Raw genomic sequence first — 21,067 nt, 5'->3', positions numbered from 1 at the left:
CACACTCGCGTTGAGCGGCACGGCAACCACCGGAATAGGGCGGCCCCGCGCACTGCGTCCTCGCTGTGTTATTTCCAAAGGAATCTCCAACCGATCCACACGGACCGGCCGGGGATGTCAACATATCTGGCGTTGACTTTTGGCACGCTGTTGAGTTCTCAAGGAACGGACACTTCCTTCGGACCGCCTTCCAGCGGACCCTCCGGGCGTTTCGCTCTTTCGTGTTTCCAGCTTATCAGAGGATTTCCGGCCCGTTTCACCGGGCGTTTTCCTTCGACTCGCTTTCGTCGCCCCTCTCGGCGCGACTCCGGAACTGTACGGGGCCCGGGGCCCCGCAAGCAAATCGCCTCCGCCCGGCTCACAACCGGACGGAGGCGAGGTGCTCGACTCAGCGGACCTCGGTGATCTCCGGGCCGCGGGCGAAGGGGTCCAGCGAGGCGCTGTAGCGCTGGTCGCCGCCCTCGGTGGGGGTGCCGTCGGCCACCATCTGGGCGTCCTCGGGAAGCTTCAGCACGATCGGGTCGCGCGGTGCCATCGGGGCCTCGCCGCGGACGACGACGGTCTGGCGGAAGATCTCCTCCAGGATGCCGGCCATCTCGGGCTGCACGGCCGCCTGGCCGGAGATCACACCGCGCAGGAACCAGCGCGGGCCGTCGCAGCCGACGAACCGCACCAGCTGTGCGCCCTGGGTGCCGTCGGGCAGCTGGACGGGGACCTGGGCGCGGAGGTGCCAGCCGATCGGGCCCTCCTCCTCCTCGATGAGGCCGCCCTGCTGGGTGATGCCGTTGGCGATCTCCTCACGGACCTCGCCCCAGATGCCCTCGGACTTGGGGGCGGCGAACGCCTGGAGCTGGATCGCGCTGTTGCCGAGGACGAGCGTCGCGGCGACGATCGCGTCACCGGCGACCTCGACCCGGAGCTCCATGCCTTCGACCCCGGGGACCAGCAGACCCCCGAGGTCCACTCGCCCCTCCTCGGGCTTCTCGAGCTCGGAGAAGTCCCACGGGCCGTCCGGACGCGGTGCCGGCGGCAGTCCGACCCGGTCCGCCGGGTCGAGCTCGGTGTCGTTCTCGCTCTCGGCGGAACCTTCGACGTCATCGGCCGTCTCGTCGGCGCTGGTGGCGTCCTCGGCGAGCTGCTCGACAGCGTCCTCGCTCTTGTGGCGACGACGGAACACGGTCACTGTCCTTCCCGGTCCAAGACCGAATCCAAGACCGAAGCGAATACCTGCTCGGCTACTGCGAGACCGCGGGCATGCTAGACCGCGGCGTGGCCGCCGGTCGACCCGAACCCGCCTTCGGCTCGCGCCGATCCGGGCAGCTCCTCAACCTCGTGGAAACTCGCCCGCTCGACCTGCTGAATGACCAGCTGGGCGATGCGGTCCCCTCGGCGGAAGCTGACGGCCTCGCGCGGGTCCAAGTTGACGACGATCACCTTGATCTCACCACGGTACCCGGCATCGACCGTCCCCGGGGCGTTCACAAGGGCAACTCCGCAACGAGCTGCGAGCCCCGACCGCGGGTGTACGAACGCCGCGTAACCGTCCGGAAGCGCAATGGCTACACCGGTGGGAAGAACGGCCCGCTCGCCGGGGGCGAGGTCGGCGTCGACGGTGGTGCGGAGGTCCGCGCCGGCGTCGCCGGGGTGCTCGTAGGCGGGCAGCGGGAGATCGGCGTCGATCCGCCTGATCAGGACGTCCACCGGCGGACGGGCGGTGCTGGTCACGGGTTCACCTCGAAGGCTCTGGCGCGCTTGAACAGGTCCGGGTCGTCCAAGGCCTTCTTGATGTCCTCGGGACGACCGTGCGTGGTGAAGTGTTCCAGCTTCACCTGGATGAAGAGCGCCTGTGCCCGGATGGCGACCGGGCCGTCGGGGCCGTCGATGCGGCCCTCGGCCGCGCTGTACACCTTCCGCCCGTGCACACCGGTCACCCACGCGTGGATGTGCAGGACGCTGTCGACCGGCACCGGGCGGACGAAGTCGGTCTCCAGCCTGCCGGTCACGGCCGGGGCGTGCAGCAGCCAGTTGAGGGTGCCGAGGGTCTCGTCCATGGCCGTGGTGAGCAGGCCGCCGTGGGCGAGGCCGGGGCCGCCCTGGTGGACCGCCCGGACGGTGAAGGTCGCGTCCACCGTCAGCCCCTCGCCGGCGACCGCGCTGATCTGCAGGCCCTCGGGGCGCTGCGGCCCGCAGCCGAAGCAGAGGTCGTAGTGCGGACCGATCGGCGTGCCGGGCGCCGGCGCCCCGGGGGCGCGGGGCGGCAGCACGGCGTCGGCCGGGGGCGTCGTCGGGGTGAGGGGGGCGGGGCGGGCCCCCTGCGTGTCGTCGGCGCTCTGCGGCGCCCGGGCGGAGGCGATGGAACCGGTCACGGCCGCGATGCTACCCGCGAGTAGCTTCCGATGGGGAGGGTCAGCGGCGGACCGGCGCCGGCGAGCGCCCACAATAGGTGCATGTACGACGAACGCCTCACGGTCCCGCGGTCCTGGTGGCTGCTCCCGCTCGTCACCGGGGTCTCCTTCGCCCTCGTCATGCTGCGGTTCAGCGCGATCGGGGCGCTGATCGGCCTCGTCGTCGGCATCGCCGCGACCGCCGCCGCGCTCAGCTCCTACGGCTCGGCCCGCATCCGGGTCGTCCAGGGGTCGCTGGTGGCCGGCCAGGCCCGCATCCCGGTCGACGCGCTCGGCGGCGCGGAGGTCCTCAACCCGGCCGAGGCGGTCGCCTGGCGCTCGGTGAAGGCCGACTCACGGGCCTTCATGCTGCTGCGCAGCTACGTTCCGACGGCGCTGAAGGTGGAGGTCACCGACCCGGCCGACCCGACGCCGTACCTGTACCTGTCGACCCGCTCGCCGCAGAAGCTGGCGGAGGCGCTGCAGGGTGCCCGCCGGGCCGCCCAGCGCTGAGCCGCGCCGGACCGGGCCTCCGCCGGCAGGTCCGGCCCGCAGGCGGAAAAGGGCCGGAAGTCGCCCACTGTCCGCCGCCCGCTTGCCTCCGGGCCCGAGCCCCGGGCCCGGAGCGGCCCGGAAGGGCCCCGGAAACGGAGGAGGGACGGATCCGCATCCGCGGACCGTCCCAGCGCTCCTGTGGTCGCAGGCGCCCGACCTGCGGGTGCGGTCCCCCGAGGGGGCCGCGTCTGCTGCCTCCGGCCTTGCTGCCCAGGGCCGGCGGGGTGGCCTGCCGGGCCGACGGTGAGGCGTCGGACCCGAGCCATTCCGCACGGTGCTCAGGCGCCGCAGTCCCGGCAGATCGGCTGACCGTTCTTCTCGCTGTAGAGCTGGCTGCGGTGGTGCACCAGGAAGCAGCTCATGCAGGTGAACTCGTCGGCCTGGCGCGGCAGCACCCGGACCGACAGCTCCTCGTTCGAGAGGTCGGCGCCGGGGAGCTCCAGACCTTCGGCAGCGTCGAACTCGTCGATGTCGACCGAACCGGTCGTCTTCTCGTTCCGCCGCGCCTTCAGTTCCTCGATGCTGTCCTCGTTGAGGTCGTCATCGGTCTTGCGTGGGGTGTCGTAGTCCGTAGCCATGTTTCGCTCTCCCCCTTTGGGTGTGTGCGGTATCTCCAGCGCACGTAACGCGTGGGGGGTCGGTCTTGTGCCCGACCCGAGGCGGAGATTTTGCCTTACTTCAAGCCCCGTTACTCAATCGACACCCAGTTTCGGACCCGTTGGGGTGACCGAACGGGGCTCGAACGCATCGGGGCGGGGTCACCCGCCCGGGCCTGCAGGCCGACCGGAGCGGCTACCTTGGGTAGCAGCAGGCAGGTCGGCCGCTCGCCAATTCGCCCTGCCGACAGCAGGGTTGGCGACAGATCGACAAATCTGCAGCGGCCGACGACGGTCACCGTGCGCCACCGCGCCCGGAGGCGCGGCGGTCACCGTGCGACGTCGGCCGAACGTGTCCGGCGACTCAGTGTGAGCTTGGTCACATCTCACGTCTTTCCGGAAAATCCTGACATTCCCGGTGCGGTCCGGGTAGTCCGCGGCGGCCCGCCGCGGCCCGGACTCACTTGCGGTTGGCGGCCCTGCGGGCGAGCAGCGCGGCCTGCCGCTCGTCGAACTTCGCGGCCTGCTCGTCCAGGCCGTCCAGGAAGGCTCCGAGCAGCTCCTGGGCCTGCTGGCCGGAGGGGCCGAGGCCGGTGATCTCCATGACCTTCAGGTGGCGCAGCACGGGCTGCAGCACGTCGTCGTGGTGGATGCGCAGGTTGTAGACGCCGCCGATGGCGATCTGGGCGGCGGAGCGCTCGAAGCCGGGCATGCCGTGGCCGGGCATCCGGAAGTTGGTGACCACCTCGGCGATGGCGTTCATCGCCTCGTCCGGGGCGATCTCCAGGGCGGCCTTCAGCAGGTTCCGGTAGAAGACCATGTGCAGGTTCTCGTCGTTGGCGATCTTCGCCAGCAGCTGGTCGCACAGCGGGTCGCCGGAGTGGTGGCCGGTGTTGCGGTGGGCGATGCGGGTCGCGAGCTCCTGGAAGGCCACGTAGGCCACGGAGTGCAGCATGCTGTGCGCGTTGTCGGACTCGAAGCCCTCCGACATATGCGCCATGCGGGCCCGCTCCAGCTCGACCGGGTCCACGGCGCGGGTGGCCAGCAGGTAGTCGCGAATGGCTATGCCGTGCCGGCCCTCCTCGGCCGTCCAGCGGTGCACCCAGGTGCCCCAGGCGCCCTCGCGGCCGAACATGGTCGCGATCTCGTGGTGGTAGCTGGGGAGGTTGTCCTCGGTCAGCAGGTTGACCACCAGGGAGACCCGCGCCAGCGGGGTCACCTTGGACTGGTCCGGCGCCCACGCCTCGCCGCCCAGCACGCCGTCGAAGTCCCGCCCCTGGCCCCACGGCACGTACTCGTGCGGCATCCACTCCTTGGCGATCTTGAGGTGCCGGTTCAGCTCGGTCTCGACGACCTCTTCGAGGGCCAGGATCAGCTTGGCGTCGGTCCATGCGGTCGACGCGGGCGGGGCGGTGCGCTGGACGGGTGCGATGGTCACGACTGGTGCTCCTGTGGGCGGCGTCCGGCGCGTCGGGCGATGGGCCCGACGGCTGCTGCACGGACGGTGGCGGAACGGGGACGGGGGCGGGCGGCACGAGCGCGGAGGCGGACGCGACGGCTGTCCGGGTCGACCCACCTACGGCTCCGTAGGTTACGTAACCGTAAGTTGTTCCGACGGCAAAAGACAAGCCGCCCCCTGCCAGCGCTTATGTCGTCTTGACACGGCCGGCAGGGGGCGGAAGCGGTGCGGACGATCGGTCCGCGCACGGAGTGACGGTGCGGTGACGGGTCAGGGCCCGGGGATGCGCACCCTGATGGTCAGGCCTCCGCCGTGGCGCGGCGTGGCCTCGATGGTGCCGCCGTGCGCGCGGACCACCGAGCGGACGATGGACAGGCCCAGCCCGACGCCCTTGTCGCTGCGGGTGCGGTCGGCGCCCTTGACCCGGCGGAACGGCTCGAAGATGTGCTCCATCTCGTACCCGGGCACCACCGGGCCGGTGTTGGTCACGATCAGCTCGCCCACGCCGCCGGGAGCGGGCGCGGTGGAGATCTCCACCCAGCCGTCGGGGGCGTTGTAGCGCACCGCGTTCTGCAGCAGGTTGAGCGCGATCCGCTCCAGCAGGACGCCGTTGCCGGAGACGGTCACCGGGTTGAGCTCCGGGCGCAGCTCGACCTCGCGGGTGACCGCCTCGGGGCGCAGCTGCTCCAGGGCGCGCAGCGCCACCTCGGAGAGCTCGACCGGGCGGCGGTCGGTGATCTCGTTGTCGCTGCGGGCGAGCAGCAGCAGGCCCTCGACGAGCTGTTCGCTGCGCTCGTTGGTGGCGAGCAGGGTCTTGCCGAGCTGTTGCAGGTCGGGGGAGGCGGCCGGATCGGAGAGCTGGACCTCCAGCAGGGTCCGGTTGATCGCCAGCGGCGTCCTCAGCTCGTGCGAGGCGTTGGCGACGAACCGGCGCTGGGAGTCGAAGGAGCGGTCGAGCCGGTCGAGCATGTCGTCGAAGGTGTCGGCGAGCTCCTTGAGCTCGTCGTCGGGGCCGTCCAGCTGGATCCGGCGGTGCAGGTCCGAACCGGCCACCTCGCGGGCGGTGCGGGTGATCCGGCCGAGCGGGCGGAGCACCCGGCCTGCCATCGCGTAGCCGGCCGCGAAGGCGATCACGGCGAGGCAGATCAGGGCGGTGAGGGCCTTGCGCAGCAGGGTGTTGAGCGAGCGGTCGGCCTCGAGGTCCTGGTAGTGGTCGAGCCAGCGGGTGAGCTCGCCCTGTGTGGTGATCACCTGGCCGTCGGGGGTGGTGATGGTGACGCCCTGGCCGAGCCGCAGGGCGGGCAGGGTGCCGCTCTGCATGGCCTCGCGGACGAAGTAGTACATCAGCAGCAGCAGGACGACGCCGGCCATGAGGAACATGCCGCCGTAGAGCAGGGTGAGCCTGATCCGGACGGTGGGGCGCAGCGACAGCCAGGCGAACAGGCCGTCGCCGGGGTGGTAGTGCTGCGCGGTGTTCCCCGGCGCGCTCGACGCGCCCAGCTGGGGGCGGGCGGGGCGCGGCGGGACGTGGCCCGGGCCGCCGGCGGGCGCGCCGGGGGCCCCGCCGACGGGGGGCGGGGTGGTCATGTCCTGTCCTCTCGGTGCTGCGGTGGCGGTGCCGATGCGGCTGGATCGGGGGCGGTGTCCGTTTTCTGGCCGGATTCCGCCGATGCCGGTTGTCAGATGCGGTAGCCGGAGCCGGGCACGGTGACGATGACGGCCGGGTCGCCGAGCTTGCGGCGCAGTGTCATCACGGTGACCCGGACGACGTTGGTGAAGGGGTCGGTGTGCTCGTCCCAGGCCTTCTCCAGGAGCTGCTCGGCGGAGACGACGGCGCCGCCGGCGCGCATCAGGACCTCCAGGACGGCGAACTCCTTGGGAGCCAGCTGGACGGGCTTGCCGTCGCGGAGCACTTCGCGGCGGCCGGGGTCGAGGCTGATGCCGGCGCGCTCCAGGACGGGCGGCAGCGGGACGGTGGCACGGCGGCCCAGGGCCCTTACGCGGGCGACGAGTTCGCTGAAGGCGAACGGCTTGGGGAGGTAGTCGTCGGCGCCGATCTCCAGGCCCTCGACCCGGTCGCTGATGTCGCCGGAGGCGGTCAGCATGATGACGCGGGTGGCGAGGCCCTGCTCGACCACCCGGCGGCACACGTCGTCGCCGTGCACCAGCGGGAGGTCCCGGTCGAGGACCACCACGTCGTAGTCGTTGACGGCGATGCGCTGCAGGGCGGCCTCTCCGTCGTAGACGACGTCGACCGCCATGGCCTCGCGGCGCAGACCGGTGGCCACGGCCTCGGCGAGCAGCTGCTCGTCCTCGACGACGAGTACCCGCACGGTGGTTGTCCCTTCCTCGGAGCGGCCCGCCGTGCTCCGCCCGTGCGGGCCGTGGGGCGCCGGGCGCGGAACCGCGTCCAGGGACACGGTTCCGACGGTGCCTCCATCCTGCCTGGTCTTCGGATAAAGCAGCTGTAAGCTGCGGGCTCGGGCCTCCCCCACCCGGTTGACCAGCCGTGATGCGGAGTTCGGGGCGGTCGGGCACCGGCGGGCCGAAAGCATTCCCTCCGGTTGGACTGTGACACCGGCAACTTTCTCGCGGTGGAGAGGTTTCCCGGGCGTGCGGTTGGGGAGGACAAGCTCACACCGCGATCGCGCCGTGCGCGGATCGCACCTACCCGCCGTGTGCTCATCCGCACCGGATCGGGGGATCGACGTCATCGGGAGCGGCCGCCGCGCCGTCTCCGCGCCCACCCGGGGCCGGCACCGTACCGACCGTGGGGCGTCCCGTGGCAGTGTCCACCGACCGGGGAGCATGCGGGCCCGTGCCCGTCCGACACAGCAAGGGGGCCGTATGGACGCCTTCACCGCCGGAATCCTGCAGCGCATACAGAACGCCGAGCAGGATCTCCACCGCGCTCTCGAGTCCGGGGACGAGTTCCTGGCCGAGGTCGAGCAGTCCGAGCTGGAGGACCTGCGTCGGCTGGCCGCCGACCACGGCATCGATCCGGTGCACGAGATGCACCGGTCGGCTGCCTGATCCCGGCCGCAGGACCGACACCCGCCCCGCCCCCGCGGGGCAACCGCACCATCAGGCGACACAGCAGGACGCATCCGCGAGCCCTGGCACCACCCGTGCCAGGGCCCTTCTGCGCTCCGGGCCCGTGCCCGAAGGGCCTGCCACCGTCCCCCTCGCGGGGCGGTGGCAGGCCCTTCGCCGTCTCTGCGGGACGCCTGCGGGGGGATCAGCCGTGCCAGGCGCCGAGGGCGTCCAGGCGGGCCTGCAGGGGCTCGAAGACGCCGGGGGCGGCGGCGACGGTGAGGTCTCCGTCGGCGGGCCGGCCGGGGCGGCCGCCGGCCAGGGCACCGGCCTCCCGGGCGATCAGCAGGCCGGCCGCCATGTCCCAGGGCTTGAGGCCGCGTTCGTAGAAGGCGTCGACCCGGCCGGCGGCGAGGTCGCACAGGTCGACGGCGGCGGCGCCGGCCCGGCGGATGTCGCGGACCTCGGGCATCAGGGCGAGCAGCACCTCGGCCTGGTGGACGCGTTCGGCCTGCACGTAGTTGAAGCCGGTGGCGACCAGCGCCTGCCCCCACGGCGGGGCGGGGCGCACTGCGAGCGGGCGGCCGTCGAGGTCGGCGCCGGCACCGCGGACGGCCCGGAAGAGCTCGCCGCGGGCGGGCACCGCGACCACGCCGACGACGGCCTCGCCGTCCAGTTCGGCGGCCACGCTGACGCCCCAGGAGGGCAGCCCGTACAGGTAGTTGACGGTGCCGTCGAGCGGGTCGACGACCCAGCGGACGCCGCTGGTGCCGGGCCGGTCGGTGCCCTCCTCGCCGAGGTAGCCGTCCTCGGGGCGGCGGGTGGCGATCAGCTCCTGGACGAGCTTCTCGGAGGCGAGGTCCATCTCGGTGACCACGTCGACCGGGCTGGACTTGGTGGCGGCGACGCCGAGGTCGGCCGGGCGGCCGCGGTGCAGCAGTTCGCCGGCGGCGCGGGCGGCCTCCTCGGCGACGGCGAGCAGTTCGGCCAGCAGCGGGTCGGTCGGCACGGTGCCGGTCACGCGGGGTCCTCCGGGGTTCGGGGTGCGGGTCACTGTTCGGCGGTGGCGGGCCGCGGGGCGCGCGGGTTGGGGCAGCAGGCCGCGGCGCAGACGTCGTGGCTGGGGCCGAGGGTGCCGAGGGCGCGGCGTTCGGCGGCGGCGCCGCGCTCGACGGCGGCGCGCTCCAGGACGAGTTCGCGCACGGCGGCGGCGAACCGCGGGTCGGCGCCGACGGTGGCGGCCCGGGCGACCGGCAGGCCGAGCTCGGCGGCCTTGGCGGCGGCCTCGGTGTCGAGGTCGTACTTGACCTCCATGTGGTCGGAGACGAAGCCGATCGGCACCATCACCGCCGCGGGCGCGCCGGCGGCGTGGAGGTCCTCCAGCCGGTCGCAGATGTCGGGCTCCAGCCACGGGACGTGCGGGGCGCCGGAGCGGCTCTGGTAGACGAGCTCCCAGGGGCGGTCGGCGGTGCCGGTGGCGGCCGCGACGGCCTCGGCGACCAGGCGGGCGACGTCGAGGTGCTGGGCGACGTAGGCGCCGCCGGGCGTGCCGCGGGCCGGGTCGTCGGGGGCGCCGGAGCTGTCGGCCATCGCGTTCGGGATGGAGTGCGTGGTGAACACCAGGTGGGCGCCGTCGCGGACGTCCTCGGGCAGCGAGGCGAGCGCGGCGAGGGTGGCGTCGATCACCGGCTCGACGAAGCCCGGGTGGTTGTAGAAGTGCCGGAGCTTGTCGACGCGCAGCGCGGGCAGGCCGTCGCGGGCGAGTCCGGCGAGCGCGTCTGCGAGGTTCTCGCGGTACTGGCGGCAGCCGGAGTATCCGGCGTAGGCGCTGGTGGCGAGGGTGAGCACCCGGCGGTGGCCGTCGGCGGCGATCTCCTTCAGGGTGTCGGCCAGGTAGGGCGCCCAGTTCCGGTTGCCCCAGTAGACCGGCAGGTCGAGGCCGTGCTCGGCGAAGTCCTTGCGCAGCGCGGCGAGCAGGTCGCGGTTCTGCTCGTTGATCGGGCTGACCCCGCCGAAGAGGAAGTAGTGCTTGCCCACCTCGGCGAGGCGCTCCTTGGGGATGCCGCGGCCGCGGGTGACGTTCTCCAGGAACGGGACGACGTCCTCCGGTCCCTCCGGGCCGCCGAAGGAGAGCAGCAGCAGCGCGTCGTAGGGCTTGTGGTCGGTGGGGGTGCGCGAGTCGGACATGGCTCCGATCCTGCCACCCGGCGGCGTCCGGGCTGTTGCGGCCCACCCGTCCGCCGGAAATCCCTTCGCGGGCGCCGCGGGACGGTTCGTAAGCTGTCGTTACGATCGACGTTCCTTACGCACCATTCCCCGGAGCACCCGTGCTGTCCAGCTACCGCCAGATCTTCGCCGCGCCCGGCAGTCTGGCCTTCTCGTCCAGCGGCTTCGTGTCGCGCCTGCCGATCTCGATGACCGGCATCGGCATCGCCACGATGCTCGCCCAGCTGCAGGGCTCCTACGGGATCGCGGGCGCGGTCTACGCGACCCTCGCGGTCTCCGCGGCGGTGCTGGGCCCGCAGGTGTCCCGGCTGGTCGACCGGTACGGGCAGCGCCGGGTGGCCCTCCCGGCGACCGCGCTGACCATGGCGGCCGCGGCGCTGCTGCTGGCCTGTGCCCGGCTCGACGCCCCGACCTGGACGCTGTTCGTGGCCGCGGCCGGCATGGGCGTCATGCCGAGCACCGGGTCGATGGTGCGGGCCCGCTGGGCCCACCTCTACAGCGACCGGCCGGAGCGGCTGCACACCGCGTACTCCTTCGAGGCGGTGATGGACGAGGTCTGCTTCATCGTCGGGCCGATCCTGTCGATCGGGCTGGCCACCTCGGTGTTCCCGGAGGCGGGCGTGGCGCTGGCGGGCGTCTTCCTGCTGATCGGCGTGGTGTGGTTCACCGCGCAGCGCTCCACCGAGCCGCCGCTCCACCCGGCGGCCCACCGTGAGGGCGGTTCGGCGCTCCGGTCGGCCGGCCTGCAGGTGCTGGTGGTGACCTTCGTCGCCACCGGCGCGATCTTCGGGGCGGTCGAGGTGGTCACCGTGGCCTTCGCCGAGGCGCAGGGGCACACCGCCGCGTCCAGCCTGGTGCTCGCGGTGTACGCGCTGGGCTCCTGCCTGGCCGGCGTGGTCTTCGGCACGCTGCGGCCGCGCGGCTCGATGGCCGGGCGGTTCCTCGGCGGGGTCGGCGCGATGGCGGTCGGCATCCTGCCGCTGGTGCTGGTGGCCTCTCTGCTGCACGGCACCGCCGGCCTGGTCGGCATCGGCGCGGCGCTGTTCCTCTCCGGGCTGTCCATCTCCCCCACGATGATCACCGCGATGGCCCTGGTCGAGCGGCTCGTCCCGGCGGCGAAGCTCACCGAGGGGATGACCTGGACGACCACCGGGCTGGCGCTCGGCGTGGCCCTCGGCTCCTCGCTGGCCGGCTGGGTGGTGGACGCCGCGGGCGCCGCCACCGCCTACTGGGTGCCGGTGGCGGCCGCGCTGTTCGCCGCCCTCACCGCGCTCGCCGGGCTGCCCCGGCTGCGCGGCGGGCTGCACGTGCCCGAGCCGGAGCCGGTGGGCACCGCCGCGGGTCGGTGAGCAGGGCCGGGCAGTCCGTCGGGGCATTTACCGGGAGCGGCCGAGTGACTACGCTCACCCTACCCACTGGTAGTTCGTGAGCAGGAGGCACTCGGCATGCCCCACGGCACCACCCCCGGCACCTGGACCAACTGGGCCGGCAACCAGACCGCCCGGCCCGCCCGGACGGTCGCGCCCGGCTCCGCCGAGGAGATCGCCGACACCGTGCGCCGGGCCGCCGAGCAGGGGCAGCGGGTCAAGGCCGTCGGGTCGGGCCACTCCTTCACCGCGATCGCCTCGTCCGGCGACGCGGTGCTCGTCCGCCCGGACGCCCTGACCGCCGTCCGCTCGCTCGACCGGGAGGCCGGCACGGTCACCGTCGAGGCCGGCCTGCCGCTCGCCCGGCTGAACCGGCTGCTGGCCGCCGCCGGGCTCTCCCTCACCAACATGGGCGACATCGAGGTGCAGACCGTCGCCGGCGCGACCAGCACCGGCACCCACGGCACCGGCCGCGACTCGGGCTCGCTGGCCGCGCAGATCCGCGCGGTGGAGATCGTCCTCGCCGACGGCAGCATCCAGCAGTGCTCCCCCACCGAGAACCCGGAGCTCTTCCAGGGCGCCCGGCTCGGCCTCGGCGCACTCGGCGTGGTCAGTGCGCTGACCTTCGCCGTCGAGCCGGCCTTCCTGCTGACCGCCCACGAGAAGCCGATGCCCTTCGGGGCGGTGGTCGACGGCTTCGAGGACCTCGCGGCCGTCAACGAGCACTTCGAGTTCTACTGGTTCCCGCACACCGACCTGTGCACCACCAAGCGCAACAACCGCACCACCGGCCCGGCCGCGCCGCTGCCGAGGTTCAAGGCCTGGCTGGACGACGACTTCCTGTCCAACACCGTCTGGGAGGGCGCCTGCCGCATCGGCCGGCGCTTCCCCGCCGCGATCCCCGCCATCGCCCAGGTCGCCGGCCGCGCCTGGAGCGAGCGCACCTACACCGACACCGCGTACAAGGTGTTCACCAGCCCGCGCCGGGTGCGCTTCATCGAGATGGAGTACGCGGTGCCGCGCGAGGCGGCGACCACCGTGCTGCGCGAGCTGAAGGCACTGGTGGAGCGCTCCGACTGGCGGATCAGCTTCCCGGTCGAGGTGCGGGTGGCGCCCGCCGACGACCTGTGGCTGTCCACCGCGAGCGGCCGGGACAGCGTGTACATCGCCGTCCACCTCTACCGGGGCACCGCCGAGAGCGGCTACTTCACCGAGGTGGAACGCCTCATGACGGCGCACCAGGGCCGCCCGCACTGGGGGAAGCTGCACACCCGCGACGCCGAGTACCTCGCCGGTGTGTACCCGCACTTCGGCGACTTCACGGCGCTGCGCGAGAAGGTCGACCCGGATCGGGTGTTCACCAACGACTACCTCCGCCGGGTGCTGGGGGACTGACGCCACGTCGGAAGCAGTTCTCTCGGTCACACGCCGGAGATTCGAACAATTCTGTCCATTGTGCTCGGCCGGGGACACAACGGGCGAAATTCCGGTTCAGCGCAGTCGATATATGTGAAGATGATCACCGTTCGGCGATCACGGAGCGCTCTCCGGTGTGGCCGCTCTTGAGATTCCGGTGAATCGCGGGAGACTTGAGCGGCGAGCCGCCCCGCTGGGTGCCACGAATGGAGTACTGTTCGTTGGGCCTGAGCCTTCGCCGTTCCTGTTGACTGCCCGTCTGACAGCGGACGAGGGGTCCGGGCGCGACGTCGACCGGCGACGTGGCGAACAGGCAACCGTGCCACAGCGGCGTGCCCGGGCTGAAGCCCGACACGCCGGGTAACTCAGCAAGGTTGTGGCCAGTCGCAGGCGGGCAGGCCACACTCAGTACGGGAGCAGCGACGCAGGTGACGTCGGCAGGCACCACCCGGGAGGTAACCGTGCCCGAACTGCGCGTCGTGGCCGTCAGCAACGACGGCACACGGCTGGTGCTCAAGGCTGCCGACAGCACGGAGTACACCCTCCCCATCGACGAGCGGCTGCGCGCCGCCGTCCGCGGCGACCGGCCGCGCCTCGGCCAGATCGAGATCGAGGTCGAGAGCCACCTGCGGCCCCGTGACATCCAGGCCCGGATACGAGCCGGTGCCTCCGCCGAGGAGGTCGCACAGGCGGCGGGGATCTCCGTCGAGCGCGTCCGGCGCTTCGAGGGCCCGGTGCTGGCCGAGCGGGCCTTCATGGCCGAGCGCGCCCGCAAGACCGCCATCCGCCGGCACGGCGAGTCCACCGGCCCGCAGCTCGGCGAGGCCGTCGCCGAGCGGCTGACCCTGCGCGCCGCCGAGAAGGACACCGAGCGGTGGGACTCCTGGCGCCGCGACGACGGCACCTGGGAGGTCATCCTCAGCTACCGCGCGGACGGCGAACACCGCCGCGCCAGCTGGACGTACGACCCGCCCCGCCGCCTGGTGCAGCCCAACGACGACGAGGCGCGCGCCCTGATCGGCGAGAGCGTCGACCGCGACGAGGACTCGGTCTTCCCGTTCATCCCGCGGATCGCGCGGCTCCCCCAGGAGCGGCCGGCCCGCGCGATGATCGAACGGCCCTCCGCCGACCGGATCATGTCCGGCCGGGAGGTCCGCGAGGCCAGGGAGGCGTCCGCGGAGAACCGCGACTCGCTGACCAGCCTGCTCGACGTCGTACCCGCCTACCGCGGCGACCTGGCGATCGGCCCCGCGCCGGAGCCGGTGCCCGCCGCCGAGGAGCCGGAGGAGGCCGAGGAGCCGGCCGCCCCCGCCGCCAGCGTCGGCGCCGGATCGGCCTACGCGGACATCCTCATGCCGCGGGCCGTCGCCCCGCACCGGGAGCGGCTGGTCGGCACCACCGACCGGCAGGCCGAGGCCGACGGCGTCCGCCCCGGCCGCCGGGCCACCGTGCCCAGCTGGGACGAGATCGTCTTCGGCAGCCGCCGCAAGAAGCAGGAGTAACCGGACACGTCCGAGGGGCGGTCACCCGTGCGGGTGACCGCCCCTCCGGCTGTCCTTCGGCGGCGCATGGGTACCCATCAGCCGCCCGAGTGCCCTGCTAGCCCGGCAGTGCCCCGGTTGCCGCCGGGCGGGCCGGATCGCCCGACCACTCGCTCCAGGAGCCCGGGTACAGCGCCGCACCCGTGATGCCCGCACTCTCCAGCGCCAGCAGCTCGTGCGCCGCCGTCACCCCCGAACCGCAGTACACGCCGAGCGGCACCGACCCGTCCGCGCCCAGTGCGGCGAACCGGGCCGCCAGCTCCGCCGGGCTGCGGAACAGCCCGTCCGCACCCACGTTGTCCGCCGTCGGCGCCGACACCGCACCGGGGACGTGGCCCGCCCGCGGATCGACCGGCTCCACCTCGCCCCGGTAGCGCTCGCCCGCCCGCGCGTCCAGCAGCACCCCGGAACGCGCCAGAGCCGCGGCCTGCTCCGCGTCCACCGTCGGCAGGCCGCCCGGCACCGGCCCGAAATCGCCCGCCCCGTCCGCCGGTTGCTCCGTCGACACGGCCAGTCCGGCCGCCCGCCACGCGGCCAGGCCACCGTCCAGCACCCGCACGTCGCCATGGCCCGCCCAGCGCAGCAGCCACCACCCGCGGGCCGCCGACATCGCCGGCCCCGCGTCGTACACCACCACCGGGCGGTCCGCGTCCACACCCGCGCGGCGCAGCGCCGCCGCCAGGACCTCGAGGTCCGGCAGCGGATGGCGGCCTGCCGGACCGGGCGGGGCGGCGAGCTCGGTGTCCAGGTCGACGTAGTGCGCGCCCGGCAGGTGCCCGGCCGCGTACTCGCCGGCCCCGGGCGGGCCGCCGAGCTGCCAGCGGACATCGAGCAGGACGGGCGGCCGCGGGCCGGCCAGGGCCGCGGCGAGCTCGCCGACGGAGATCAGCGGGGACGTACCCGAAGAGGTCATAACGCCATTGTCGCAAGCCCCGGGCATGCGCTGTCGACGGCGCGTCAGCCCCCGTCGGCTCCCGTCAGCCCTCGAAGGGCAGCACGTCCGGGGAGAGTACCGAGGCGCGGGCCGTCGCCGCGGTCAGCCGGCGCCGGTGGTGGCGGCGGCACAGCACCTCGTAGCCGATCTGGTCCTCGGAGACCGCCACGTCGCCCACCACCACCTGGGCACCCTCCACCACCATCACCCCGCCCACCGTGCGGGCGTTGTGGGTGGCCCGGGCCCCGCACCAGCAGAGCGCCTCCACCTGCAGCACCTCCACCCGGTCGGCGAGCTCGATCAGCCGCTGCGAACCGGGGAAGAGCTTCGTCCGGAAGTCCGTGGTGATGCCGAACGTGTAGACGTCAATGCCGAGTTCGTCGACCACCCGGGCCAGCTGGTCGATCTGCTCCGCGGAGAAGAACTGCGCCTCGTCACAGATCAGGTAGTCGGCCTTGCCGCCCGCCGACAGCAGGTGCACCACGTGCGCCTGGAAGTCGAAGTCGTCGGTCACCTCCACCGCGTCCGCCCGCAGGCCGAGCCGGCTGGAGATCGTCGCCGCACCGGCCCGGTCGTGCCGGGTGAAGATGATGCCCTGCCGGCCGCGCGCCGCATGGTTGTGGTCCATCTGCAGCGCCAGCGTCGACTTGCCGCAGTCCATCGTGCCCGAGAAGAACACAAGTTCAGCCATGGGTGGGACGGGGGCCTTTCGGTCGGGGAGGAATCGGTGCGCGGGAATCAGGTACGGACGTCGAGCAGCGGCACCAGCTGCTCCACCGGGGTCATCGAGCCGTGCAGCCCGATCATCGACGACTCCCCCGGCTCACTGCGCGAGGCGATCACCGCGACGTCGTCACGGGCCGCGGCCACCACGTCGCCGATCCGCCGGTACACCCGCTCGTCCACCACGGGACCGAACCAGCCCGCCGCGATCGCCTGGTCCCGGGTGGCCACCCACATCCGGTCGCCGAGCACCTCGCTCCACACCGTGTGGACGTCCGCCGCCGCCCCCGGCACCGCGTACACGTGCCGGGCCCGGCCCTCGCCGCCCAGCAGCGCCACCCCCGCCGACAGCTCCCAGTCCTCGTCGAAGTCGACCCGGTCCTCCGGCGCGATGTCGATCATGCCGTGGTCCGCCGTGACGTACAGCGCCGACCGCGGCGGCAGCTGCTCAGCCAGCCGCTTCACCAGCCGGTCCACCGTGTTCAGCGTCATCCGCCACTCGTCCGAGTCCACGCCGAACCGGTGCCCCGCACCGTCGAGTTCGCTCACGTACGTGTACACCAGCGCCCGGTCGTGCTCGCCCAGCCAGCGCGCCGCGAGATCCATCCGCTCCTCGCCGGTCGTCCGGCCCAGGAACGTACCCCCCGACAACGCCACCTGCGTCAACGGCGTCTGCGCGAACAACGGCGACGACACCTGCGCCGTCGCCACCCCCGCCCGGTCCGCCAGCTCGAACACCGTCGGATACGGCTGCCACTCCCGCGGCGGCATCGGCGGCTGCCAGCGCAACTGGTTCATCAGCTCGTTCCGGCCCGGAATCCGCACCGTGTACCCGGCCAGGCCGTGCACGCCCGGCGTCAGGCCCGTCCCCACCGACGCCAGCGACGTCGCCGTCGTCGACGGGAACCCCGACGTGATCGGACTCGCCCCCGCCGTCAGCGACGTCAGGAACGGCGCGTACTCCGGATGCCTCCGGATCAGCTCCCACCCCATGCCGTCCACCAGGAACACGCACACCCGGTCCGCCGGCTCCAGCAGCAGCCCGCTCTCGAAACCGGGCACGCCGAGCCCCGCCGCCACCGCGGGCAGCAGGTCCGCCAGCGAACCGCAGCCGTACGCGGGCGCCGGAGCGTCCGAAGGATCAAGAATCTCGAAAGCGTCGTAACCGAGCATGCAGCGGCGGCCTCAGACCCGGGTGGCGGTGGTCGCCTCGGACAGCGCCCGCGCGAACACCAGGGCCTGCGCCACCGTCTCCGGGCCGTCCCCCGCCTCGCTCACCCGCAGCGACAGGTCGTCCGCGGTCGCCGAACCCGTGTACCCGTGGTCCGCGTCGCAGTTCGGATCCGAACAGCCCGCCGGCTCCAGGTCCAGCCGCTGAACCGCACCCCAGCCGATCGTCAACACCACCTCACGCGGCAGCGTCCCCGGCGTGTACGTCTCCGGATTCGCCACCATCCTGCTCAGCACGACCGAATTGATCCGGTCCAGCCGGACGCTCTCGGTCGACGTCGTCGCATACGGCACCGGCGTCGCCGCATCGCCGTTCTGCTCGTCGGTGTGGCTGACCACGAAACGCGACGGGGTCAGCACCAGCACGGTGACATGCCGCCGAACCTCGTTCGCATCGAACGTCGTCTCCTGGTGCACCAGGTAGGAGGTGATCGGCTCGGGGCCCACCGCGGACTCCACGGCCTCGGACACCAGGGCCGGGTAGTAGCCGCTGCGCTCGATCGCGGAACGCAGGTCCTGCGTGGTGGTGGTACCGGTCTTGGCCATGTCTCCATCCTGGCATGTCCCGCCGACGAAGCGGGCGGCACTGCGCCGAGCTTCCGGACCCGTCTGCCGGGCCCGCCCTGCGGGGGCTGGTCAGCGCCGCCGACCGGCGCAGCCCAGCAAGGCTACAGGCTGCTCATCGCGCGCGGTCCCAGATCCGTCCGCACCGGCAGCGGCGCGATCCGCACCACCGCCCCCAGCACCGCCAGCCCCTGCGGCGCCACCACCACCGGTTCCAGATCCACCGACGCCACCTCCGGCAGATCGTCCACCAGCCGCGACACCCGCAGCAGCAGTTCCTCCAGCGCCCCCGTGTCCACCGGGTCCGCCCCCCGCCACCCGAACAGCAGCGGAGCCGCCCGCACCTCCCGGATCAGCCCCGCCACGTCCCGGTCCGTCGCCGGCACCAGCCGGTGCGCCACGTCCCCCAGCAGCTCCGCCGGGGCCCCCGCCAGGCCGAAGCTCAGGATCGCGCCCACCGCCGGGTCGACCGTCGCCCCGATCACCGTGTCCACGCCCCGCGGCGCCAGCTCCTGCACCACCGGCCGGGCCTGCGCCGCCCCGCCCAGCAGCGCGTCCAGCTCCCGGAACGCCCGGCGCAGCCCCTCCTCGCCGGTCAGGTCCAGGCGCACACTGCCCAGGTCGGGCCGATGCCGCAGATGGTCCGCCGTCGCCTTCAGCGCCACCGGATACCCCAGCCGCGCCGCCGCCCGCACCGCCGACTCCTCGTCCGGCGCCGCCAGCACCGGACGCACCGCGATCCCGTAGCAGGCCAGCAGCGCCTCGGCGTCCCCCTCCGGCAGCGTGATCCGCGCGCCGCCCGGCTGCGTCCGCGCCGCCACCCCCTGACGCGAACTCAGCGCCTCCTCCACCAGCGCCCGCGCCCGCCCCTCGTCGATCCCCTCCAGCTCGGGAATCCGTGCCGTCCGCTCCGCCTCCGCGCTCCGCTCCCGCCACTGCGCGTAGTGCACCGCATGCGCCAGGGCACGCACCGCCCGCTCCGGAGCCGGGAACGACGGGATCCGACCCGCCCGCAACCGCTCCACCAGCCCGCCCAGCGCCAGGTGTGCCAGCAGCAGCGGCTTGCCCAGCTCCCGCGCCCGCACCCCCGCGTCCAGCAGCGCGGCCGCGATCTCCGGGTCGTCCTCCGGCAGCTCCCGCTCCGGTTCCGGCGCCCCCTGCACCCCGATCGGCGGGATCGCCACCGCGATCACCGCGTCCACCGCCGGATCGCCCAGCGCGGTGTCCAGCGCGATCCGGAAGTTCTCCCCCGTCGCCGCCGTCGTCAGGTCCACCGGCGACCGCGGCCGCAGGCCGCTCCCCAGGCACGCGTCGTACGTCAGCAGACCCAGCGAGTCCGAATTGCCCACCACCGCCACCCGGTCCCCGGCCGGCAGCGGCTGCCCCGCCAGCAGCTCCCCCGTGTCGAACAGGTCCGTGATCGTCTCCACCCGCACCACACCGGCCTGCTCGAACAGCGCGTCCACCGTCGCGTCCTTCAACCGGCTCGCCGCCGGCTGCACCGCGTGCCCCGGCGGCAGACTCCCCGTGTGCCGCGCCCCCTTCACCACCACCACCGGCTTCGAGGCCGCCAGCCGCCGGGCGATCCGGGTGAACTTCCGCGGATTCCCGAACGACTCCATGTACATCAGCACCACCTCGGTGGCGGCGTCCTCCTCCCAGTACTGCAGCAGGTCGTTGCCCGACACGTCCGCCCGGTTCCCCACCGACGCGAACGACGACACACCGAGCCCCCGCCGGTGCGCCGCCTCCAGCAGCGCCACCCCGATCGCCCCGGACTGGCAGAACACCCCGAACGGGCCGCGCGCCGGCAGCACCGGCGCCAGCGAGGCGTTCAACGGCCGCTCCGGATCGGTCGACACCAGGCCGAACGCGTTCGGCCCCACCACCCGCATCCCCGCCGCCCGCGCCTGCCGCACCAGCGCCCGCTGCCGGTCCCGCCCCTCCGGGCCGGTCTCCGCATAGCCGGCCGTCACCACCACCAGGCCCTGCACGCCGTGCGCGCCGCAGTCCGCCACCGCGGCCGGCACCGCGGGCTCCGGCACCGCGATCAGCGCCAGGTCCACCGGCCCGGGAATGTCCAGCAGGGACCGGTGGGTCGCCACCCCGTCCAGCACCGTGCCCTCGGGCGCGCTGCGGTTCACCGCGTACAGCTCTCCCCGGAAGCCCGCCAGGCTCCGCAGCAGTCCCCGTCCCACCGACAGCGGACTGCGCGACACCCCCACCACCGCCACCGACCTCGGCGTCAGCAGCCGCTGCACCGAGCGCGCCTCCGCCCGGTGCTCGCGGCCCCGCATCACCGCCAGCGAGGCCGCCGTCGGCTCCAGGTCGAACTCCAGGTGCACCACGCCGTCGGCGAAGCTGCGGTGCTGGGTGTAGCCGGCGTCCGTGAAGACCTTCACCATCTTGCGGTTCTCCGGGAGCACCTCCGCGGTGAACCGGCGGATGCCGCGCTCCTGGGCGACCGCCGCGATGTGCTCCAGCAGCGCCGAGGCGACCCCGCGGCCCTGGTGGGCGTCCTGCACCAGGAAGGCCACCTCGGCGTCCGTCCCGGTGGTCGAGGGGCGGCCGTCCTTGTCGATCCGGTCGTAGCGGACGGTGGCGATGATGCCGTCCCGCACCACCGCGGCCAGGCCGACCCGGTTCACGTAGTCGTGGTGGGTGAACCGGCGGACGTCCTTGTCGGACAGCCGAGGGTACGGGGCGAAGAAGCGGAAGTACTTCGACTGGTCGGAGACCTGGTCGTAGAACTCGACCAGCCGCTCGGCGTCGGCCGGCGTGATCGGCCTGATCCGGGCCGCGCCGCCGTCGCGCAGCAGGACGTCGGCCTCCCAGTGCTGCGGGTAGCCGGTCTCGTCGGCCTGGTCGGTGCGGGGTGCCGTCCCGGATTCGTCCACAACCGCCAGGTTATCCGGGGCGGGCCGCGGCGAGCCGCACGGCGGGTACGGCACCGGCGGGGCGAAGGTGGGGGTGCCCGGTGGCGCACCGTTCCGGACGTGCGGCGGACGTGCGACACTGGTCTAGACAACTGGCTCCACC

Annotated in this window: 19 protein-coding genes; 5 read left to right on the top strand and 14 right to left on the bottom strand. The window is 73.2% G+C overall.

Going from position 1 to position 21,067, the window contains the following annotated elements; genetic code table 11:
- Positions 1-388: 388 nt before the first annotated feature.
- The 3 genes from ACQ614_RS24735 to ACQ614_RS24725 all read right to left on the bottom strand — a co-directional run bounded on the left by ACQ614_RS24735 (position 389) and on the right by ACQ614_RS24725 (position 2,264).
- Positions 389-1,177, bottom strand: a complete 789-nt coding sequence (locus ACQ614_RS24735; RefSeq protein ID WP_431680855.1) for a DUF3710 domain-containing protein — start codon at positions 1,175-1,177, stop codon at positions 389-391.
- 80 nt (positions 1,178-1,257) lie between these two features.
- On the bottom strand, positions 1,258-1,725 hold the full coding sequence (gene dut, locus ACQ614_RS24730; RefSeq protein WP_431680853.1) for a dUTP diphosphatase: 468 nt from the start codon (positions 1,723-1,725) through the stop codon (positions 1,258-1,260).
- Entirely contained in the window at positions 1,722-2,264 is a 543-nt protein-coding gene (locus tag ACQ614_RS24725; protein ID WP_363491003.1) for a PaaI family thioesterase, read from the bottom strand. Before ACQ614_RS24725 ends, dut begins: the two co-directional genes overlap by 4 nt.
- A 183-nt stretch (positions 2,265-2,447) precedes the next feature.
- On the opposite strand from ACQ614_RS24725, the gene ACQ614_RS24720 reads away from it, so the two are divergent.
- Positions 2,448-2,897, top strand: coding sequence for a DUF3093 domain-containing protein (locus tag ACQ614_RS24720; RefSeq protein ID WP_431680851.1), 450 nt, complete (start codon positions 2,448-2,450; stop codon positions 2,895-2,897).
- A gap of 320 nt (positions 2,898-3,217) precedes the next feature.
- Here the strand turns inward: ACQ614_RS24720 and ACQ614_RS24715 are convergent, their stop codons facing one another.
- From ACQ614_RS24715 to ACQ614_RS24700, 4 genes are all read right to left on the bottom strand, one after another.
- Positions 3,218-3,517: a DUF4193 domain-containing protein gene (locus ACQ614_RS24715; RefSeq protein ID WP_030277357.1), complete on the bottom strand. Its 300-nt coding sequence runs from the start codon at positions 3,515-3,517 to the stop codon at positions 3,218-3,220.
- Between the two features lie 478 nt (positions 3,518-3,995).
- Positions 3,996-4,973, bottom strand: coding sequence for an acyl-ACP desaturase (locus ACQ614_RS24710; RefSeq protein ID WP_431680850.1), 978 nt, complete (start codon positions 4,971-4,973; stop codon positions 3,996-3,998).
- Positions 4,974-5,264: 291 nt separating this feature from the next.
- Positions 5,265-6,581 carry a sensor histidine kinase gene (locus ACQ614_RS24705; protein ID WP_431680848.1) on the bottom strand — a complete coding sequence of 439 codons (1,317 nt, stop codon included), beginning with the start codon at positions 6,579-6,581 and terminating at the stop codon, positions 5,265-5,267.
- 92 nt (positions 6,582-6,673) lie between these two features.
- Positions 6,674-7,327: a response regulator transcription factor gene (locus ACQ614_RS24700; protein WP_030277361.1), complete on the bottom strand. Its 654-nt coding sequence runs from the start codon at positions 7,325-7,327 to the stop codon at positions 6,674-6,676.
- Between the two features lie 514 nt (positions 7,328-7,841).
- Here ACQ614_RS24700 and ACQ614_RS24695 point away from each other — a divergent pair.
- Positions 7,842-8,027 carry a hypothetical protein gene (locus ACQ614_RS24695; protein WP_363490817.1) on the top strand — a complete coding sequence of 62 codons (186 nt, stop codon included), beginning with the start codon at positions 7,842-7,844 and terminating at the stop codon, positions 8,025-8,027.
- 205 nt (positions 8,028-8,232) lie between these two features.
- Here the strand turns inward: ACQ614_RS24695 and ACQ614_RS24690 are convergent, their stop codons facing one another.
- Entirely contained in the window at positions 8,233-9,048 is an 816-nt protein-coding gene (locus tag ACQ614_RS24690; protein WP_431680846.1) for an inositol monophosphatase family protein, read from the bottom strand.
- A 29-nt stretch (positions 9,049-9,077) separates the two neighbouring features.
- Positions 9,078-10,214 (bottom strand): ferrochelatase, encoded by a 1,137-nt coding sequence (locus ACQ614_RS24685; RefSeq protein ID WP_431680845.1) that lies wholly within the window; start codon positions 10,212-10,214, stop codon positions 9,078-9,080.
- Positions 10,215-10,354: 140 nt separating this feature from the next.
- Between ACQ614_RS24685 and ACQ614_RS24680 the strand changes: the two genes are divergently transcribed.
- From ACQ614_RS24680 to sepH, 3 genes are all read left to right on the top strand, one after another.
- The gene (locus ACQ614_RS24680; protein ID WP_431680844.1) at positions 10,355-11,602 is read left to right on the top strand and encodes an MFS transporter; all 1,248 of its coding nucleotides are present in this window, start codon (positions 10,355-10,357) and stop codon (positions 11,600-11,602) included.
- A gap of 96 nt (positions 11,603-11,698) precedes the next feature.
- A complete protein-coding gene (locus ACQ614_RS24675; RefSeq protein WP_431680842.1) occupies positions 11,699-13,015 on the top strand; it encodes a D-arabinono-1,4-lactone oxidase in 1,317 nt (438 codons plus the stop codon).
- Positions 13,016-13,464: 449 nt separating this feature from the next.
- Positions 13,465-14,538 (top strand): septation protein SepH, encoded by a 1,074-nt coding sequence (gene sepH, locus ACQ614_RS24670; protein ID WP_431680841.1) that lies wholly within the window; start codon positions 13,465-13,467, stop codon positions 14,536-14,538.
- A 97-nt stretch (positions 14,539-14,635) separates the two neighbouring features.
- Here the strand turns inward: sepH and ACQ614_RS24665 are convergent, their stop codons facing one another.
- The 5 genes from ACQ614_RS24665 to ACQ614_RS24645 form a co-directional block, all read right to left on the bottom strand.
- Positions 14,636-15,490, bottom strand: a complete 855-nt coding sequence (locus ACQ614_RS24665; RefSeq protein WP_431680839.1) for a sulfurtransferase — start codon at positions 15,488-15,490, stop codon at positions 14,636-14,638.
- 64 nt (positions 15,491-15,554) lie between these two features.
- A complete protein-coding gene (locus ACQ614_RS24660) occupies positions 15,555-16,202 on the bottom strand; it encodes a thymidine kinase (protein ID WP_363490831.1) in 648 nt (215 codons plus the stop codon).
- Positions 16,203-16,249: 47 nt separating this feature from the next.
- Entirely contained in the window at positions 16,250-17,407 is a 1,158-nt protein-coding gene (locus tag ACQ614_RS24655) for an alkaline phosphatase family protein (protein ID WP_431680837.1), read from the bottom strand.
- A gap of 12 nt (positions 17,408-17,419) precedes the next feature.
- Complete coding sequence (locus tag ACQ614_RS24650) at positions 17,420-18,010, bottom strand: DUF5998 family protein (protein ID WP_363490835.1); 591 nt, start codon at positions 18,008-18,010, stop codon at positions 17,420-17,422.
- A 122-nt stretch (positions 18,011-18,132) separates the two neighbouring features.
- Positions 18,133-20,925, bottom strand: coding sequence for a GNAT family N-acetyltransferase (locus ACQ614_RS24645; RefSeq protein WP_431680836.1), 2,793 nt, complete (start codon positions 20,923-20,925; stop codon positions 18,133-18,135).
- Positions 20,926-21,067 lie beyond the last annotated feature (142 nt).

Origin of the sequence: Kitasatospora dryopteridis, assembly GCF_050749075.1 — a bacterium.
GTDB lineage: Bacteria > Actinomycetota > Actinomycetes > Streptomycetales > Streptomycetaceae > Kitasatospora.
This window is presented reverse-complemented; position numbering and strand designations above follow the sequence as displayed.

Bases quoted from the DNA above. Each gene is read 5' to 3' on its own strand.
- ACQ614_RS24685 (WP_431680845.1), bottom strand. From the start codon at position 10,214: ATGTCCGACTCGCGCACCCCCACCGACCACAAGCCCTACGACGCGCTG.
- ACQ614_RS24675 (WP_431680842.1), top strand. From the start codon at position 11,699: ATGCCCCACGGCACCACCCCCGGCACCTGGACCAACTGGGCCGGCAAC.
- ACQ614_RS24665 (WP_431680839.1), bottom strand. From the start codon at position 15,490: ATGACCTCTTCGGGTACGTCCCCGCTGATCTCCGTCGGCGAGCTCGCC.
- ACQ614_RS24695 (WP_363490817.1), top strand. From the start codon at position 7,842: ATGGACGCCTTCACCGCCGGAATCCTGCAGCGCATACAGAACGCCGAG.
- ACQ614_RS24705 (WP_431680848.1), bottom strand. From the start codon at position 6,581: ATGACCACCCCGCCCCCCGTCGGCGGGGCCCCCGGCGCGCCCGCCGGC.
- ACQ614_RS24655 (WP_431680837.1), bottom strand. From the start codon at position 17,407: ATGCTCGGTTACGACGCTTTCGAGATTCTTGATCCTTCGGACGCTCCG.
- ACQ614_RS24715 (WP_030277357.1), bottom strand. From the start codon at position 3,517: ATGGCTACGGACTACGACACCCCACGCAAGACCGATGACGACCTCAAC.
- ACQ614_RS24660 (WP_363490831.1), bottom strand. From the start codon at position 16,202: ATGGCTGAACTTGTGTTCTTCTCGGGCACGATGGACTGCGGCAAGTCG.
- ACQ614_RS24720 (WP_431680851.1), top strand. From the start codon at position 2,448: ATGTACGACGAACGCCTCACGGTCCCGCGGTCCTGGTGGCTGCTCCCG.
- ACQ614_RS24650 (WP_363490835.1), bottom strand. From the start codon at position 18,010: ATGGCCAAGACCGGTACCACCACCACGCAGGACCTGCGTTCCGCGATC.